Consider the following 16915-nt stretch of genomic DNA (forward strand, 5'->3'; position numbering starts at 1 on the left):
TTAACTTGCTTTTGCGCCGAGGCCTTTTCTGTCGAGTTGGCGATATATCCAAAGCATCTGGCTAATGGAAATAAGGTTACTCACCAACCAGTACAGTACTAGGCCAGCAGGGAAGAAGAGGAAGAACACGGTAAACATAACCGGCATCCACTGCATTATTTTCTGCTGCATAGGGTCGGTAATCGGCGTGGGTTGCAACTTTTGCATAAGGAACATGCTGGCGCCCATGAGTAACGGCAATATGAAGTATGGGTCACGGCTTGAGAGGTCGTTGATCCAGAGCATAAAGTCGGCATGGCGAATTTCCGGGCTTTCTAGCAATACCCAATACAAGGCTAAGAAAATTGGCAACTGCAGAATCATGGGTAAACAACCACCGAGTGGGTTTACCTTTTCTTCTTTGTACATTTTCATCATAGCGGCCGACATTTTCTGACGGTCGTCGCCATAGCGGTCTTTCAGTTCTTTCATGCGCGGTGCAATTTTGCGCATTTTAGCCATAGAGGTGTATTGAGCTTTGGTAAGCGGGTAGAGCAAGCCTTTCACTATAATGGTTACCAAAATAATGGCTAAGCCGTAGTTTTTCACAAAGCCAAACAAGAAGCTCAGTAGCCAGTGAATGGGTTGTGCAAGCCACCACAAGAAGCCGTAGTCGACGGTGAGGTCGAGGTTACTTGCCAGCTCAGCAAGCCGATCTTGATTTTTCGGACCTGTGTAAATTACGCTTTCAAAGGTTTGGCTAGTGCCGTTAGCAATGGCAACAGTTGGGCCTACAAAGCCCATGAGGGCTTCGCCTGAGGCGCTGAGGTTGGTTGAGTAAAGGCGGTTGGTAGTGTTTTGTGCGGGAACCCACGCCGTAACAAAGTAGTGTTCCAACATGGCAACCCAGCCTGCTTCTGTATTTTCATTCAAAGCGCGCTTTTCAATGTCGCCAAAACTGTATTTTTTGTAACGTGTTTCTTGGCTCGAATAAGCACCACCGCGGTAGGTGGGCATAAACATGCTGCCTTTACCGCCGTTGAGTGTGGTTTGTTTTAATTGCCCGTAGGCGGCCATTTCAATGGTGTCGCCGCTGTTGTTCTCAACGCGCTGGTTGAGGTTTACCGCGTAGTCGCCACGGCGAAATACAAATTCTTTGGTTACCGTTACACCGTTGTCGCGTTCATAGGTTAATGGAACACGAAGCTCGTCGCCTTGTAATTCGAAGTGAGTTTGTTGAGCACTAAATATTGGGCGACCCGCTGCGGTGTCGGTTCCGTCGGGGCCAATCAAACCACTTTGCGCAATGTGCAGTTCGCCTGGGCGTTGGAATAGAATAGTGTAGCGTGCTTCTTCACCAAGCTTTTCGGCATGTTCCAGTAGCTCTGCGCGAACAATATCGCCACCACGCAGCGAAATGCGCAGGTCGAGCACATCTGTAGTGACCCGAACCGTGTCGCCTGTATTCACACCTTGGCTTGCGCCAGGTTGTGCTGCGGGCACTGCGCTAGAAGACGCTTGTGGAATGCCGCTTTGCTCTGGTTGCTGCGAAGCTGCGCCATTGGAGGGCATTTCGCTTTGAGGCGCACTGGCGCTGTTTATACCCGGTGTATTGGCCGGATCTTTTAATAGCCACTGTTGGTACATAAAGAATGATAGAACCAACAGGAGAATGACAAGTATTGTGCGTCGCGAATCCATAATTACTTCGTCTCTTCGTTTTTGTGCTGCGAATGTTCACTGTCGTTCGACAAGTCGTATAAATGCTCGTCGCCCGGTATCGGATCAAATCCTCCCGGATTCCCCGGGTGGCACTTGCTAATGCGGCGAATGGAAAGCCAGCTGCCCTTTATAACACCGAACTTGCGTATGGCTCGAATGCTATATTCGGAACAGGTTGGCACAAACCGGCAACGCGGGCCGAGCAGAGGGCTGATAATAAGCTGATAAAGCCTTATTAAGCCGATGAATACTGCTTGCAGCGCTTGCTTAATTTTCGCCATAAATAATTGCATAATTCTCTGAGCGCTTCGTTGTCTAACTCGGTCACTCCAAGTTTTGCGATGACGATAATATCAAAGCCTGCGAGTTTGTGCTGCTGTAACCGATAGGTTTCGCGAATTATTCGCTTAATTTGATTTCGTTGAACCGCTAGACGGGCATTTCGCTTGCTTACGGTAACGCCTAAACGAGGGTGCGAACATTGATTGGGCTTGGCCAGTAGCGTTAAATGTTGGCTAACCGCTTTAACAGGAGGTTGGTTAAATACGAATTGAAAATGCGCGGGAGTTAACAAACGTAACTCCCGAGGGTATGCATATTGGCTCATCAAAGTTTTGGGCTCAAAAGAGAGGGCTCATACGAGTAAGCGCCGTTCACTATTGAGCAGACCACTATTAAGCGGTTAGTACTTTGCGCCCTTTGGCACGACGGCGGGCCAAAACTTTACGACCGTTTTTGGTAGCCATGCGTGCACGGAAGCCATGGTCGCGCTTGCGCTTTAATACGCTGGGTTGAAATGTTCTTTTCATCGCTCTAATTTCCGCTTTAATTTACGTGAATTCAAATACGCCGGTTAAGGTATATGAATGGTGTTTCAAAATGAGCGCGGATTCTATCGGTAAAAAGGATCGCTGTCAAATATTTCTGAGATCAAAGCCCTGTGGATAACTAGGTGCAACAAGGGTAAAAAGGTGGCTTTAAGCGGCCGAATTTCGTATGATGAACAGATAAATTTTAGCGCCCAAACCGATTAAAAAAAGAGCGATTAGGAGTGTGTGGTGGTGGATTCAATATGGCAACAATGTGCGTTACGCCTGCAAGGCGAGCTTACGTTGCAAAACTACAATACTTGGATACGACCACTGCAAGCTGAACTCGATAACAATACGCTTTTCCTCTACGCGCCTAATTCCTATGTAATGGACTGGGTAAAAGACAAATACCTTAATCAACTCATTGCTTATTTGCGCGATATAGCCGGCGACAAGGCTCCTAACATTGAACTGCGCGTGGGCTCGCGTAAGCCAGCTGTAACAAGTAGTGAGCCAACCAGTGCTCCTGTTGGTACGCAGCAAACCTATGCGGCCCGTAAGGTACCAGACGCAGCAGATCGGCCTGTATCGTTGCAACATTCGAACTTGGTACCGAACCATCGGTTTGAAAACTTTGTTGAAGGTAAGTCGAACCAACTTGCCCGAGCTGCCGCGATTCAGGTAGCAGAAAACCCAGGTGGTGCCTATAACCCCTTGTTTATTTACGGTGGTACGGGCCTGGGTAAAACTCACTTATTGCATTCTGTGGGTAACGCTATTTTAGAGCGTAACCCGCAAGCGAAAGTTTATTATTTGCGTGCGGAACGCTTTGTGCAAGACATGGTGTATGCCATGAAGCACAATAAAATAGACAGTTTTAAGGAAAGTTATCGGTCGGTTGAGGCGTTACTGATCGACGACGTGCAATTTTTTGCCAAAAAAGAACATTTTCAAGACGAATTTTTCCATACCTTTAACTGGTTGTTAGAAGGTAACCAACAGGTCATTCTCACCAGCGACGTGTACCCGAAGGAAATTGAGGGTGTAGACGACCGTTTAAAAAGCCGATTTGGTTGGGGCCTAACCGTTGCGATAGAACCCCCAGACCTACCCACCCGTGTTGCCATTCTAGAACGGAAGGCCGACGAGCGCGGTATGAAGTTACCGCCAGAAGTTGCTTTCTTTATTGCCAAGCGGCTACGCTCTCATGTTCGAGAGCTCGAAGGTGCTTTAAACCGAGTCGTGGCGAATGTAAATTTAACAGGTAAAGAAGTCACGATTGATTTTGTAAAAGACGCCTTGCGTGATTTACTGATGGCGCAAGATAAGATGGTAACCATCGACAATATTCAGCGTACGGTGGCTGAGTATTACAATATTAAAATTACGGATCTTACGTCGAAGCGTAGAAGCCGTTCTATAGCGCGCCCGCGCCAGGTGGCGATGGCCTTGTCGAAAGAGCTTACTAACCATAGTTTGCCCGAAATTGGTGATGCTTTTGGGGGGCGAGATCACACCACTGTGTTGCATGCGTGCCGTAAAGTGAAATCGCTCATTGAAGAAGACCACGAAATTCAGCAGGATTACCGGAATTTAAATCGCACACTGTCTGCATAAGGGGAGCTGGCACATGAAATTTTCTATTAACCGCGACGCGCTGTTGAAACCACTGCAAATTGTAAGTGGTGCCGTTGAACGCCGCTCAACGTTGCCTATTTTAGCGAACGTATTGCTTCAGGTTAGTGAAGACTCACTTCGCATAACAGGCACTGATCTCGAAGTTGAGTTGGTAAGCTCTGTAGCACTCGACGGCGCGGTGTCGGGCGATATTACCGTACCTGCAAAGAAGTTGCTCGATATTGTGCGAACCCTGAGTGAAGGCGCCGATGTGCGGCTTGAAGGCACCGAAGACAAGGTGATTGTACGGAGCGGAAAAAGCCGATTTACCTTGAGCACCCTGGCTGCGAGCGATTACCCGAATATCGAAGCGTGGCAAAGCGAAATTCAATTGCAAATGACGCAAGGTGAATTAAAGCACTTAATTGAACGTACTCATTTTTCTATGGCCAACCAAGATGTTCGTTATTATTTAAACGGTATGCTGTTTGAAGTAAACGACAACGTACTTCGTACAGTTGCCACAGATGGACATCGCTTAGCCATGAGTACCGTGGAGCTAGGGCAGTCGGCACTTCCACACAAGCAAGTTATTGTGCCACGTAAGGGCGTGAGCGAGCTTATGCGGTTGCTTGACAGCGACGACTCGCCGTTAGAGTTGTCGGTAGGCCAGAACCATATCCGTATTAGTACAGGCGGTATGACGTTCACGAGTAAGTTACTGGACGGTCGTTTCCCCGACTATCGTAGAGTGTTGCCCAATGGCGGTGACCGCATCGTGGTAGCAGACCGAGAGCTGTTGCGTCAGTCTTGCGTGCGCGTTTCTATTTTGTCGAATGAAAAGTTCCGAGGAGTTCGAGTAACGCTTAGCGCGAATGAAGTGATGCTAACGGCGAACAACCCAGAGCAGGAACAAGCGGAAGAGCGCGTTGAGGTTGATTATCAAGGCGCCGAGATGGAAATAGGCTTTAATATTAGTTATGTGCTCGACGTGTTGAATGCCGTGGATGGCGAGTCGGTGCGTTTTACATTGACCGACGAGAACAGTAGTGCGTTGGTGCAAGATCACGCAGACGACAGCGCGTTATACGTAATAATGCCGATGCGGCTGTAGTGAATGCATATTGAACGGCTTGCGATTCAACAACTCAGAAATATTGCTCAAGTTGAACTCAATGATGTAGCGCGTGTAAATATTATTCACGGGCAAAATGGTAGTGGTAAAACCAGCCTGCTGGAAGCCGTGTTTTGTTTGGGGTATGGGCGTTCGTTTCGTACCCACCAACACCGGCAGATGATTCAGAGTGACGCGAACCACTTTACTGTTTTCGCCAATGTGAAGGGTGAAAACGGCGACAGTTTTAAATTGGGCTTTCAACGAGATCGGCAAGGTGAAAGCGAGATAAGAATTAACGGTTCCGGTGGTTATCGATTGTCGGAGTTAGCGTTGCATGTACCTGTTCAACTGATGACGCCAGAGGGCGTTGAGTTGGTGACAGACGGTCCAAAGGCACGCAGGCAGTTTATGGATTGGGGATTGTTCCACGTGGAACAATCTCAGTTTCTATATTGGCAACAATATGCGAAGTTGTTGAAACAACGCAATGCGCTGTTACGGTCTGGACGGTTTGACAGTGACGGCGGTCAGTATTGGGATCAACAATTGGCGGTTGCGGGTGAAAAGTTAACGGCAGCACGCGCTAATTATTTAGATAGCTTGAATGAAAGGTTGAACAGCTATTGCCGGCGATTTCTACCTAACATGCACTTTGAGTTCAAATTGCTAACAGGTTGGAATGAGAAACATGGAAGCTTGTTGTCGGCCTTAGCAGAAAGGTTAGACCTGGACCGCAAGCAAGGATACACCAGCGTTGGGCCGAGTAAAGCCGAATGGCAAATTCGAGCAGATGGCGCAGATGCACGAGAACGGTTGTCACGGGGGCAGTTGAAGCTGCTGGTGGCGGCATTACGGTTTGTACAGGGTGAGCACTATGCGGCCGTTCGAGGCACACCCTGTATCTACCTCATTGATGATTTGCCAGCGGAGCTCGATACGGTTAATCAAGAAAAGTTTTGCAATGCTATTGCGGAGACTAAAAGCCAAGTTTTTGTCACTGCAATTGATAAAAGAAGTCTTCTCTCTCACCTTGGTGACGTAGAGACCCGACTGTTCCACGTGGAACATGGAACAGTCTCAGATACAACGACAGGATGAATCTATGTCAGATCATGATAATAGCTATAATGAATCGAGTATTAAGGTATTAAAAGGCCTTGATGCAGTTCGAAAACGCCCAGGTATGTACATCGGTGATACCGACGATGGCACGGGTTTGCACCATATGGTGTTTGAGGTTGTCGATAACTCTATCGACGAGGCGTTGGCCGGCCACTGTAATGAAATATATGTAACCATGCATTCTGATGGCTCTGTGTCTGTCCGAGATGATGGACGCGGCATACCGGTTGAGATCCACCCAGAAGAAGGGGTTTCGGCAGCGCAAGTGATTATGACCGTATTGCACGCTGGTGGTAAGTTCGACGACAACTCTTATAAGGTTTCGGGCGGCCTTCATGGTGTAGGTGTTTCGGTTGTAAACGCATTATCTAAGCAACTTGACCTTACCATACAACGGAACGGTAAAAAGTGGAAGCAGACCTACATTCATGGGGTTCCACAGGAAGATATTAAGCCGATAGGCGAAACCACGAAGAGCGGTACCGAGATACGCTTTTGGCCAAGTGCCGAGACCTTTACCAACGTAGAGTTTCACTACGATATTCTTGCGAAACGTTTGCGCGAGCTATCCTTCCTAAACTCAGGTGTTTCAATACGACTCATCGACGAAGGCTCTGATCGTAAAGACCATTTTCATTATGACGGCGGGATAGCGGCCTTTGTTAGCTATTTGAACGACAAGAAAACGCCAATTCACCCATCTGTTTTTCAGTTCTCCCATGACCGCGAAGACGGCATAACGGTGGAGGTTGGCTTGCAATGGAATGACTCGTTCCAAGAGCATATCTACTGCTTTACCAACACTATTCCGCAGCGTGACGGGGGCACCCATATGGCGGGTTTCCGTTCTGCGCTGACTCGTACATTGAATAACTACATGGACCAGGAAGGGTATAGTAAAAAGGCGAAAACCAGTGCGTCGGGCGACGATGCGCGCGAAGGCTTAACGGCTGTAATTTCAGTGAAAGTTCCAGACCCAAAATTTTCTTCGCAAACGAAAGATAAGTTGGTTTCGTCTGAAGTAAAGAGTGCGGTCGAACAAGCCATGAACGAAAAGTTGTGGGATTTCTTGTTGGAAAATCCAACCGACGCCAAGGTGATTGTACAGAAGATTATTGACGCCGCTCGCGCTCGTGAAGCTGCGCGTAAGGCGCGGGAAATGACACGTCGTAAAGGTGCTCTCGACTTAGCAGGCTTACCGGGTAAACTCGCCGACTGCCAAGAAAAAGACCCGGCACTCTCTGAACTTTACATCGTGGAAGGTGACTCGGCAGGTGGCTCAGCCAAACAGGGTCGGAACCGTAAAAACCAAGCGATATTGCCACTGAAGGGTAAAATTCTAAACGTGGAAAAGGCGCGGTTCGACAAGATGCTTTCCTCACAGGAGGTTGCAACTCTGATTACGGCTTTAGGCTGCGGAATCGGACGTGACGAACATAACCCAGACAAAACTCGCTACCATCGCATTATTATCATGACGGATGCGGACGTGGACGGCTCTCACATTCGTACGTTATTGCTGACTTTCTTCTATCGTCAAATGCCCGAAATTATTGAGCGTGGTTACATTTACATCGCGCAACCACCGCTTTATAAAGTGAAGAAAGGTAAACAAGAGAGCTACATTAAAGACGACCCAGGCTTGATCCAGTATCTAACGAGCTTAGCGCTCGATCGCGCATCTTTGCATGTTAACGCAGACGCTCCCGGTATTACCGGTACCGCTTTAGAAAAGATGGTACGTGACTACCAGTTTGCTATTGATACCATTAAGCGTTTAGGGCGGCGGTTGCCAGAGCACATGCTTTCGCGGCTTGTCTATGCGCCTCGTCTTACCCCTGAACTATTGAAAGACGAAGCGTATGTTACGAACTGGGCTAAGGACTTCACTGAAGACCTTATGGGTACGGAAAAGAACTCAGCTACTTATGAGATTCTTGTGCAACATGAAGAAGAGCGGGGCGTGTATTTACCCGTGGTACGCCTCAGACGCCACGGTGTAAACCGTGACTTCCCGCTGAATTATGAGTTCTTGGTGTCGCGCGACTATGATCGGTTAGCCAGCGTTGGGAGTGAAATTAACGGCCTTGTGGAAGAAGGCGGCTTTGTCCAGCGTGGCGAGAAGCAGCACCCAATTGGTGACTTTGTAGAAGCTATCGAGTGGCTTATCGCCGAGTCTAAGCGTGGACTTTATGTGCAACGTTACAAAGGATTGGGTGAAATGAACCCGGACCAGTTGTGGGAAACGACAATGGACCCTGAAAATCGACGCATGATGCAAGTAACCATTGAGGACGCCATTGGAGCAGACCAATTATTTACAACGCTAATGGGTGATCAAGTAGAGCCGCGCCGCGCGTTTATTGAAAGTAACGCGTTAAAGGTTGCAAACCTCGACGTTTAGTTTTATTTCAATTCCGAGCATAGAAAGAAGGGTGTTCCACGTGGAACACCCTTTTTTTGTTTTCGGCACGCACAACGCGCTGCATTGCAGCCCTACCCATCCTAGGGCTTTCCTCCGGCGGTACGGGTGAGCCTACGCCTATACTGGGGTGTCTGAGGTATGAATGCCAAAGCGAAGCCCCCCTGGATGGGTTTACGGCGTCCCCAGAAAGAGGCTAGGGTTATACGTCCAAAGGGGCACAACCCGAAAGAAGGCGAGGCAAGCCCCGCCTTCTGTTTAGGTTAGCTTTGTAGAAGCGAAATATCTGCTACTGAAAGGAAGTGGTTCCGGATGATGCCAAGCAACGCAAGGCGATTATTTCGTACATCTAGGTCTTCTGCGTTCACCATAACGTCTTCAAAAAACTGATCGATATGTTTACGAAGACCGGCTAACAGATTTAGCGTTGAGCTATAGTTGCCGGCGCTTTGCGCGACTTCTAAAACACCTGCAATGTCCTTTAATGCTGCCACGAGTGCAACCTCTGCAGGCTCTGAAAGAAGCTTCTCGTTGACCTGTTCCGGTACCGATTCAACCTTCGCCAAAATATTCGCTACCCGTTTGTTGGCCGCTGCCAATGCAGGAGCAGCTTCTTTACCGCGGAATGCATGCACGGCTTGCACACGCCGATCAAAGTCCAGCGGACGAGTAGGGCGCCGTGCCAGAACAGCTTGTATGCTATCCACAGCTATACCTTGTTCTTGATACCAAGCGCGGAAACGACCAAGAAGAAAATCAACAACCTCGGTTTGTGTATCGGCACCTATATCGATATGGCCTTTATAGGCTGCCGCAGCGCTCGCTACCAGGGTGTTAAGGTCAAGGTCGAGCTCACCTTCCACTAAAATGCGAAGTAAGCCAATAGCGGCTCTACGCAAGGCGAAAGGGTCTTTGTCGCCCTTAGGTGTTTGTCCAATACCGAAGATACCGACCAAGGTGTCAAGTTTATCGGCTAACGCCACCGAAAAACCTTCTAGGGTTTCAGGTAATGTGTCGCCGGCGAAGCGCGGGTGGTAATGTGCTTCGATCGCGACTGCAACGCCTTCGTCTTCGCCGTCGTGGCGAGCGTAATGCATCCCCATAATGCCTTGAACTTCTGGAAACTCGGTAACCATGTTCGAAACAAGGTCCGCCTTTGCCAATAATGCAGCGCGTTTTGCAACATTCACATTAGCACCGAAGGTTGCAGCGATATCTCCCGCTAATCGCTCCATTCTGCGGCTTTTGTCGCCAATGGTGCCAAGTTGCTTTTGAAATACAATAGCGTCGAGTTTAGGCATTAGTGAAGCAAGGCTCTGTTTTTTGTCGGTTTCGAAAAAGAATTGCGCGTCGGCAAGCCGAGGCCGAATCACCTTTTCGTTACCTTCAATCACGTGTTCGGGCGCTTTACTTTCTATGTTGCTTACAAATAGAAATTCAGGGAGCAACTGCCCCTGTTGATCGACTAACGGAAAATAACGCTGGTCGTCTTTCATGGTATAGATTAACGCTTCTTTAGGCACGTCGAGAAAAGCAGCGTCAAAAGTGGCCTTCATGGCAACCGGCCATTCTACCAACGACGCAACTTCATCGAGTAAACTGTCGTCCCACACGGGCGTCGCGTTCACTTCGGCCGCTTGTGCGAGCGCCCGAGATTTAATGGTTTCCCGGCGTTCGCTCAAATTGGCAATAACATAGCCTTGTTTTAGTGCGCTTTCGTAATCGCGCGGATGGTTAATGGTAATGTCATCTTGGCAGTGAAAACGGTGCCCAAGAACCTTGTTGTTGCTTTCAATACCAAACAGATGCATAGGCACTACTTGAGCGTTAAGCATAACGGTAAGGCGCTTTAACGGGCGAATAAAGGAGTATTCACCGGTTCCCCAACGCATTGTTTTTGGTACCGGTAGTGCTTTTGCAGCATGGGCTACTATTTCGGGTAATAGCTCAGCGAGAGGTTTGCCCTTTACGGTCGCCTTATGTAACAACCATTCGCCTTTATCGGTAACCAGTCGTTCCGCTTCTGTTACGTCGATTCCAGCGCCGCGTGCCCACCCTAAAGCAGCTTTCGTGGCATTACCCTCGGCGTCGAATGCTGCGCTGATCGCAGGGCCGCGTTTTTCAACAATTTCGTCTGCCTGCTGTGTTTGTACTTCTTGAATACGCACAGCAAGGCGACGAGGTGTGGCGAAGCTCTCGACTTCGCCGAATGATATGCCTAGGCCGTGTAGCTGCTCTTGCACACTTGCGGTAAAGCTAGTACTTAAATTGCGAAGTGACTTCGGCGGGAGCTCTTCGGTGCCCAGTTCAATTAATAGATCGGCTACAGTACTCATTTTCCAGAGTTCTCCTTTTTAGCTTTTGCAACCAGCGGGAACCCAAGCGCTTCTCGCGCCGCGTAGTACGCTTCTGCACAACCTTTTGCCATAGTGCGAACGCGGAGAATATAACGCTGACGTTCGGTAACAGATATGGCATGGCGGGCGTCGAGTAAGTTAAATGCATGCGAGGCACGCATTACTTGTTCATAAGCTGGCAATGGAAGATTGTGCGATAGTAAGTGCTCACATTCTTTCTCAGCTGCATCAAAGCGCTCGAATAACACCGGCACCTCAGCGTGTTCGAAGTTGTAGGTAGACTGTTCCACTTCGTTCTGATGGAACACGTCGCCGTAGGTCATTACGCCGCGAGGTCCGTTGGTCCAAACGAGATCGTAAATGCTATCTACGCCTTGAATATACATGGCAAGGCGTTCTAAGCCGTAGGTAATTTCACCGGCAATAGGTGAGCACTCAATGCCGCCCACTTGCTGGAAATAGGTAAACTGAGTTACTTCCATGCCATTGAGCCAAACTTCCCAACCCAGACCCCAAGCGCCAAGCGTAGGCGATTCCCAGTTGTCTTCGACAAAGCGGATGTCATGCACTAATGGATCAAAGCCGAGCATTTTCAAAGACTCTAAATAAAGCTCCTGAATATTCTCAGGAGAAGGCTTCATAATGACTTGAAACTGATAGTAATGCTGAAGGCGGTTTGGATTTTCCCCATAGCGACCATCAGTAGGGCGCCGGCAGGGCTGCACATAAGCAAAGCTAGCAGGCTCAGGGCCGACCGAACGAAGGAAGGTCATCGGGTGAAAGGTACCCGCACCCACTTCCATATCAAGCGGTTGAACAATGGCACAGCCTTGTCGGGCCCAAAAATCTTGTAGGGCGAGGATTAAACCCTGAAATGTCTTTACGTCGAATTTTTCCATGGGATAGGTCTCAAATCGGCCGGAAGTTCTGTGTATTTAACTGCGAATCTGTGATTATACCCTGACACGCTGTATGTTTTACAGGCTCATGGGCAGTCAATTACCGACAAAAAGCCGAGTAGCTAACGCGCAACGCAACACATAGAAATCAGAACACCGAACGCAAAACCTACAAAGCAGCGTTTGAGCAAAGAGCGCAGCCCAGAAAAGGACTAAAACTAGAGAACCAGAAGCCAGCAGAGGAAAGCCTAAATGCCCCTAGAAAATAAAGAGAACAAACCCCTAATTCGCTGCCCTTGGTGCGAGAGCGCCGACGACTATCGGTTGTACCATGACAAGGTTTGGGGTGTGCCCGAGTACAACAGCCAGCAGCTCTTCGCAAAACTGTGTTTAGACGGACAACAAGCAGGTTTAAGTTGGATTACGGTTTTACGCAAACAAACAAATTATGAAAGCGCCTTCTTCGACTTCGACCCGAGAAAGTTAGCGGCGTTGTTACCACAAGAGCGTGCTGAATTTATTGAAGCACAAATGCAAAACAGTGGGATTATTCGAAATCGGCTTAAAATCGAGTCTATTTTTCGCAACGCGGAAGGCTATATTGCCATTGAACAACAGGAGCAAGTGAGCTTTAGCGCATTTCTGTGGAGCTTTGTTGGCGGCAAGCCACTACAGAACGACTGGTCGACAATGGCTGAAGTGCCGAGCGAATCAGAAGCCTCCCGAGCTATGTCTAAAGCCTTAAAAAAGCGAGGGTTCAATTTTGTTGGGCCAACAATTTGTTACGCCTTTATGCAGGCGGCAGGGATGGTAAACGATCATTTAGCATCGTGTTTCCGGCATACAGAGGTTTCGTGCTAGGCAAAGGTGCGCTACACCCGCACCTTGCCGCCAGCTCAGCATTGCGAGGGCGCCTAAGCGCGCACAAAAAATTTACGTTCAGCCAATAATCCAACCACCCCAAGCACAAACAAAAATAAGCCAATAGCCTGCAGAACGCTGTTCACTAACCGGGGCTGACTAAGCTCCCCTCCTAAATAGTAAGTACGGCTATAACCTTCTGGCTCTGCCAATGGTTGGTTAAACTGAGATCCGCGGTGGCTGCGGCTAATCACAATGTCTGGATTTTGGCGCTCGGTCATACGTTTTTGCGCTTCTTCTATCTGCCCCTTCTCTTCTGATCCGGACCAGACTGTACTCGGATAAAGCGAACGCCAATTTCGGTAGATGTCTGGGTTCTCGCCAACAAATACCACCCCGGGTGACTCATATTCGTATGCTGTTTCAGTAAACATGGTTTTAGTGAATCCAAGATAAAAAAGCGGTACGGAAAGCGCGATAAAGAAGCAGCACGCGATAACCCAAGCGCCTCGAAACCAACCCTGTTGCGCACTGCGTTGGTTCAGTAACGCTGCCACTTGTGGTATTTGCCGCAGTTTGCCCTGAACGTAGGAGTGGTCGAAGGGCTGTAGCACTTCTGATAAGCTAATGTTTAAGCTATTCAGCCAACGTGTAAATATATCGGCAGACGGCATGGAGCGGTCACTTTCAAGCTTTGACAAGTACGACTGCTCAATACCCATTTGTTCTGCAAGATCGGCTTGGCTCAAGCCATGCTGTGCACGTTGCTGTTTTAAAAATTCTCCGAGTGTCATAATGGCCTCTTTGGTCGTGAAACGTAATGTGCCTAAAATAGGCGCGATATACGCATTGCACGACTTATTCTTAATGAGTCATTCTGGCATAAAAAGAAGAATATAAGGAAATATGGAGGAATATGAGGCGACAACTCAAAATATGGGTATTCGGCATTACATTTTTGCTAACAGGGTGCACCAGCCAACTTGCTAACCGTATTGAAACCTATAGCCCAATGCGTAATATGCAGCCGTCTTTTTTCGACGATATGCTTGGTAAAGAGCATTGTTATAAAGCTGACAGCCCGTGTTTAGATTATTTGAGCTTTGGTAATGCTGAATACCAGGTTGGCGGGGAGCAACAACCCTTTGACAGCTTTCAATGGAGCCTCACGTTAAATGAAGCAGCTTTCGACGATGTGGAATTCAACTTCCCGACACTAGGGCCTACGGCACCTGTTATTTTTCTTTTCCCCGGTTACGGCATGACGGCGACGGCCGCGATGGTGCCCGCCGGGTTGTATTTTCGCAGTTTAGGCTTTCATGTGGTGGCTATGCCAGGCCCAACGGAGCAGCGGCCATTTCAGTTTGGCCTTGGCGGTGTGGAGCACGCACTGGAGCTTGCTACAGCGCAGTTCACTGAACAGGTGCTTTATGCCTACAGCGTGTCTATGGGGGTGCTCGCGCTCACAGAGTTTGAGCGGCAACTAAATGCCCTTAACCGAGGTTTAGAGGCCGCTATTGTAAGTGCGCCAATGGTCGATTTCCGGGCTAATGCAGTTACCTTGTTTAGTGCTCAGCGGGCGCAGGATTGGCGTTATCGTTGGATTGGTAATGAGAGTTTTGACAGTGCGCTAGACGAGATTTTTATTCGCACGCAAATGAATGAACGGAATTTGCAGCTGGTTGAGCGACTACCGCTGTTACCCCGCCGCACCCTCGTGATCAGTGCGGAAAACGACAAAATAGCGCCTCCAGATGAATTGGCAACGTTGTTAGAGGATTGGCCGGCGCAGTTAGTAGAACTCAGCGACATGGGCCACATTACGTTGGGCCTTGCCAATCAGCAGGTGCGCGATGTAATGGGTAACTGGTTAAGCGAAAATGATTTACTACCACTACAACCGCAGTGAACCTATGCGGACAAACGAGAGGATGAGATGAGCCTAAGAATTGAAGCCGTTGATTACCATAATAAAGAACATGCAGATGCACTTTTAGATATGCTAAATCATTATGCGAGTGACCCCATGGGTGGGGGCGAAGCGCTTCCGGAAGCAACACAGAAGAAGCTCATTGAGGAAATGGCAAAACGGGCCACGGTATTTAGCTTCCTCGCTTGGAGCGAGAATAATCAAGCCATTGGTTTGGTGAATTGTGTTGAAGGTTTTTCTACCTTTGCGGCAAAGCCCTTGTGCAATATTCATGATATTGCGGTGCGCGAGGGGTACCGAGGGCAGGGGATTGCGCAAAAACTAATGGATGCGGTAAAGCAAGAGGCTATACGCCGAGGCTGTTGTAAACTGACTCTCGAGGTATTGACTGGCAATGAACCGGCGTGTTTGGCGTACCGCAAATATGGTTTTAAGCCCTATCAATTGGACCCTAAAATGGGGCAGGCAGAATTTTGGGAATATAAGCTTTAACGTGCACTGGGAGGTAAGTTAGCGCTCACCTTTTTGAATTAAGAAATGAAACGGCGTTTGTTCCGTTACTGCCGCTAGCAATTCATGTTCCATAAAGGTACAAAACGCCGGAATATCGCGCAGTGTGGCGGGGTCGTCGGCAATAACCAGCAAGGTTTCTCCGGCCGCCATTTTGCGCATTTTGCCACGAATAAGCATGACCGGCTCGGGGCAGCGAAGCCCTAAAGTGTCGAGTTCTTGATCTGCATTTGAAAAAGGTGTCATGGCTACTTATCTCAATTTACCGAGTACGCTACGCGCGGCCCTTTAATCAAGAGAGCCGCGCTTACCGATGTCATCGCGTACTACTTTTCTCCGCTTGAGGTGCAGGCGCGGCCCTTTAATCAAGAGAGCCGCGCTTGCCGATGTTACACGCGTTCGAAAACGGTCGCGATACCTTGGCCCAAACCAATACACATAGTGGCTAAACCTAAAGTCGCGTCCTTTTGCTCCATCAGGTTAATCAAGGTAGTGCTGATCCGCGCACCTGAACACCCGAGTGGGTGGCCCAGTGCAATTGCACCGCCGTGAAGGTTCACTTTAGTGTCGATTTGGTCTTCAATTTTAAGCCCGCGCATTACTGCTAAGGCCTGCGCAGCGAATGCTTCGTTAAGCTCGAACAGGTCGATGTCGGCTAAACTCACGCCAGCGCGCTGTAACGCCTTTTGCGTAGCAGGCACAGGACCATAACCCATAATTGAAGGATCGCAACCGGCAATCGCCATGCCGCGAATACGAACACGTGGCGTTAAACCAAGCTGTTTCGCTTTTTCCGCCGACATAATCAGAGTTGCTGCTGCGCCGTCTGAAATGGCCGAAGACGTACCCGCGGTAACGGTACCATTTGCTGGATCAAACACCGGACGCAAACCCGCAAGTGCTTCTACTGTGGTTTCCGGGCGAATAACTTCGTCGTTGCTGAATTTCTTCAACACGCCATTTTGGTCATGGCCGTTAATAGGCAAAATTTCTGCCGCAAATTCACCACTAAGGGTGGCTTCGTGCGCTAACCGATGCGAGCGTGCACCAAAAGCGTCTTGCTCTTCCCGGGTAATGCCAAACTTCTTACCCAGTAATTCCGCAGTTAAGCCCATTGAACCCGCGGCTTTTGCTACTGAACGGTTCATGCCTGGGTGGAAATCGACACCGTGCATCATGGGTACGTGGCCCATGTGCTCTACACCACCGGCGATAAAAATATCGCCGTCGCCATTTAGAATGGCGCGGGTAGCGTCATGAATGGCCTGCATAGACGAGCCACACAAGCGGTTTACGGTTACAGCGCCCACTTTATGTGGAATGCCAGCGATCAGCGCGCTGTTACGCGCAACGTTAAAGCCTTGTTCTAAGGTTTGCTGCACACAGCCCCAGTAAATGTCTTCAAGTTCTTCTGGGTTAACCTGAGGGTTGCGAGCCAGCAGCCCTTTCATTAATGCCGCTGAAAGATCTTCAGCGCGAACGTTGCGAAATGCTCCGCCTTTCGAACGACCCATGGGGGTGCGAATTGCATCTACTATTACGACGTCTTTCATAATTCTCTCCGTTC

Annotated in this window: 16 protein-coding genes; 7 read left to right on the forward strand and 9 right to left on the reverse strand. The window is 49.0% G+C overall.

From position 1 onward, the window contains the following. From yidC to rpmH, 4 genes are all read right to left on the reverse strand, one after another. The gene (yidC, locus tag DQW12_RS04665) at positions 1-1680 is read right to left on the reverse strand and encodes a membrane protein insertase YidC (protein ID WP_113906700.1); all 1680 of its coding nucleotides are present in this window, start codon (positions 1678-1680) and stop codon (positions 1-3) included. Between the two features lie 2 nt (positions 1681-1682). Further along, positions 1683-1982 (reverse strand): membrane protein insertion efficiency factor YidD, encoded by a 300-nt coding sequence (gene yidD / locus DQW12_RS04670; RefSeq protein WP_232819885.1) that lies wholly within the window; start codon positions 1980-1982, stop codon positions 1683-1685. Beyond that, the gene (rnpA, locus tag DQW12_RS04675) at positions 1937-2308 is read right to left on the reverse strand and encodes a ribonuclease P protein component (RefSeq protein ID WP_198683904.1); all 372 of its coding nucleotides are present in this window, start codon (positions 2306-2308) and stop codon (positions 1937-1939) included. The genes yidD and rnpA overlap by 46 nt, the downstream gene beginning before the upstream one ends. Before the next feature lie 67 nt (positions 2309-2375). Beyond that, positions 2376-2510, reverse strand: a complete 135-nt coding sequence (gene rpmH / locus DQW12_RS04680; RefSeq protein ID WP_072154405.1) for a 50S ribosomal protein L34 — start codon at positions 2508-2510, stop codon at positions 2376-2378. 249 nt (positions 2511-2759) lie between these two features. On the opposite strand from rpmH, the gene dnaA reads away from it, so the two are divergent. The 4 genes from dnaA to gyrB are packed head-to-tail and all read left to right on the forward strand — an operon-like array spanning position 2760 to position 8773. Continuing rightward, positions 2760-4130: a chromosomal replication initiator protein DnaA gene (gene dnaA / locus DQW12_RS04685; RefSeq protein ID WP_113906703.1), complete on the forward strand. Its 1371-nt coding sequence runs from the start codon at positions 2760-2762 to the stop codon at positions 4128-4130. A 13-nt stretch (positions 4131-4143) separates the two neighbouring features. Next, a complete protein-coding gene (gene dnaN, locus DQW12_RS04690) occupies positions 4144-5244 on the forward strand; it encodes a DNA polymerase III subunit beta (protein ID WP_113906704.1) in 1101 nt (366 codons plus the stop codon). Between the two features lie 3 nt (positions 5245-5247). Further along, a complete protein-coding gene (gene recF / locus DQW12_RS04695; RefSeq protein ID WP_113906705.1) occupies positions 5248-6345 on the forward strand; it encodes a DNA replication/repair protein RecF in 1098 nt (365 codons plus the stop codon). Positions 6346-6349: 4 nt separating this feature from the next. After that, complete coding sequence (gene gyrB, locus DQW12_RS04700; protein ID WP_113906706.1) at positions 6350-8773, forward strand: DNA topoisomerase (ATP-hydrolyzing) subunit B; 2424 nt, start codon at positions 6350-6352, stop codon at positions 8771-8773. A 281-nt stretch (positions 8774-9054) separates the two neighbouring features. On the opposite strand, the gene glyS is transcribed toward gyrB, so the two are convergent. Both glyS and glyQ read right to left on the reverse strand, forming a co-directional pair. Continuing rightward, positions 9055-11127: a glycine--tRNA ligase subunit beta gene (glyS, locus tag DQW12_RS04705; protein ID WP_113906707.1), complete on the reverse strand. Its 2073-nt coding sequence runs from the start codon at positions 11125-11127 to the stop codon at positions 9055-9057. Continuing rightward, entirely contained in the window at positions 11124-12047 is a 924-nt protein-coding gene (glyQ, locus tag DQW12_RS04710) for a glycine--tRNA ligase subunit alpha (protein WP_113906708.1), read from the reverse strand. The genes glyS and glyQ overlap by 4 nt, the downstream gene beginning before the upstream one ends. 252 nt (positions 12048-12299) lie before the next feature. On the opposite strand from glyQ, the gene DQW12_RS04715 reads away from it, so the two are divergent. Then, positions 12300-12908 carry a DNA-3-methyladenine glycosylase I gene (locus DQW12_RS04715; protein WP_113906709.1) on the forward strand — a complete coding sequence of 203 codons (609 nt, stop codon included), beginning with the start codon at positions 12300-12302 and terminating at the stop codon, positions 12906-12908. A 53-nt stretch (positions 12909-12961) separates the two neighbouring features. Here the strand turns inward: DQW12_RS04715 and DQW12_RS04720 are convergent, their stop codons facing one another. Further along, entirely contained in the window at positions 12962-13702 is a 741-nt protein-coding gene (locus DQW12_RS04720; protein ID WP_113906710.1) for a helix-turn-helix domain-containing protein, read from the reverse strand. Positions 13703-13824: 122 nt separating this feature from the next. Between DQW12_RS04720 and DQW12_RS04725 the strand changes: the two genes are divergently transcribed. Both DQW12_RS04725 and DQW12_RS04730 read left to right on the forward strand, forming a co-directional pair. Beyond that, positions 13825-14817 carry an alpha/beta hydrolase gene (locus tag DQW12_RS04725; RefSeq protein WP_113906711.1) on the forward strand — a complete coding sequence of 331 codons (993 nt, stop codon included), beginning with the start codon at positions 13825-13827 and terminating at the stop codon, positions 14815-14817. Positions 14818-14844: 27 nt separating this feature from the next. Next, entirely contained in the window at positions 14845-15330 is a 486-nt protein-coding gene (locus DQW12_RS04730) for a GNAT family N-acetyltransferase (protein ID WP_113906712.1), read from the forward strand. 18 nt (positions 15331-15348) lie between these two features. On the opposite strand, the gene tusA is transcribed toward DQW12_RS04730, so the two are convergent. Both tusA and fadA read right to left on the reverse strand, forming a co-directional pair. Further along, a complete protein-coding gene (gene tusA / locus DQW12_RS04735; protein ID WP_113906713.1) occupies positions 15349-15594 on the reverse strand; it encodes a sulfurtransferase TusA in 246 nt (81 codons plus the stop codon). A gap of 143 nt (positions 15595-15737) precedes the next feature. Further along, positions 15738-16901: an acetyl-CoA C-acyltransferase FadA gene (fadA, locus tag DQW12_RS04740; RefSeq protein WP_113906714.1), complete on the reverse strand. Its 1164-nt coding sequence runs from the start codon at positions 16899-16901 to the stop codon at positions 15738-15740. Positions 16902-16915 lie beyond the last annotated feature (14 nt).

The sequence above is a fragment of the Aliidiomarina celeris genome, from assembly GCF_003316875.1.
GTDB classification, from domain to species: Bacteria; Pseudomonadota; Gammaproteobacteria; order Enterobacterales; family Alteromonadaceae; genus Aliidiomarina; species Aliidiomarina celeris.

Bases quoted from the DNA above. Each gene is read 5' to 3' on its own strand.
- dnaN (WP_113906704.1), top strand. From the start codon at position 4,144: ATGAAATTTTCTATTAACCGCGACGCGCTGTTGAAACCACTGCAAATT.
- glyS (WP_113906707.1), bottom strand. From the start codon at position 11,127: ATGAGTACTGTAGCCGATCTATTAATTGAACTGGGCACCGAAGAGCTC.
- rnpA (WP_198683904.1), bottom strand. From the start codon at position 2,308: ATGAGCCAATATGCATACCCTCGGGAGTTACGTTTGTTAACTCCCGCG.
- DQW12_RS04720 (WP_113906710.1), bottom strand. From the start codon at position 13,702: ATGACACTCGGAGAATTTTTAAAACAGCAACGTGCACAGCATGGCTTG.
- glyQ (WP_113906708.1), bottom strand. From the start codon at position 12,047: ATGGAAAAATTCGACGTAAAGACATTTCAGGGTTTAATCCTCGCCCTA.
- DQW12_RS04715 (WP_113906709.1), top strand. From the start codon at position 12,300: ATGCCCCTAGAAAATAAAGAGAACAAACCCCTAATTCGCTGCCCTTGG.
- rpmH (WP_072154405.1), bottom strand. From the start codon at position 2,510: ATGAAAAGAACATTTCAACCCAGCGTATTAAAGCGCAAGCGCGACCAT.
- tusA (WP_113906713.1), bottom strand. From the start codon at position 15,594: ATGACACCTTTTTCAAATGCAGATCAAGAACTCGACACTTTAGGGCTT.
- DQW12_RS04730 (WP_113906712.1), top strand. From the start codon at position 14,845: ATGAGCCTAAGAATTGAAGCCGTTGATTACCATAATAAAGAACATGCA.
- fadA (WP_113906714.1), bottom strand. From the start codon at position 16,901: ATGAAAGACGTCGTAATAGTAGATGCAATTCGCACCCCCATGGGTCGT.
- gyrB (WP_113906706.1), top strand. From the start codon at position 6,350: ATGTCAGATCATGATAATAGCTATAATGAATCGAGTATTAAGGTATTA.
- yidD (WP_232819885.1), bottom strand. From the start codon at position 1,982: ATGGCGAAAATTAAGCAAGCGCTGCAAGCAGTATTCATCGGCTTAATA.
- DQW12_RS04725 (WP_113906711.1), top strand. From the start codon at position 13,825: ATGAGGCGACAACTCAAAATATGGGTATTCGGCATTACATTTTTGCTA.
- recF (WP_113906705.1), top strand. From the start codon at position 5,248: ATGCATATTGAACGGCTTGCGATTCAACAACTCAGAAATATTGCTCAA.
- yidC (WP_113906700.1), bottom strand. From the start codon at position 1,680: ATGGATTCGCGACGCACAATACTTGTCATTCTCCTGTTGGTTCTATCA.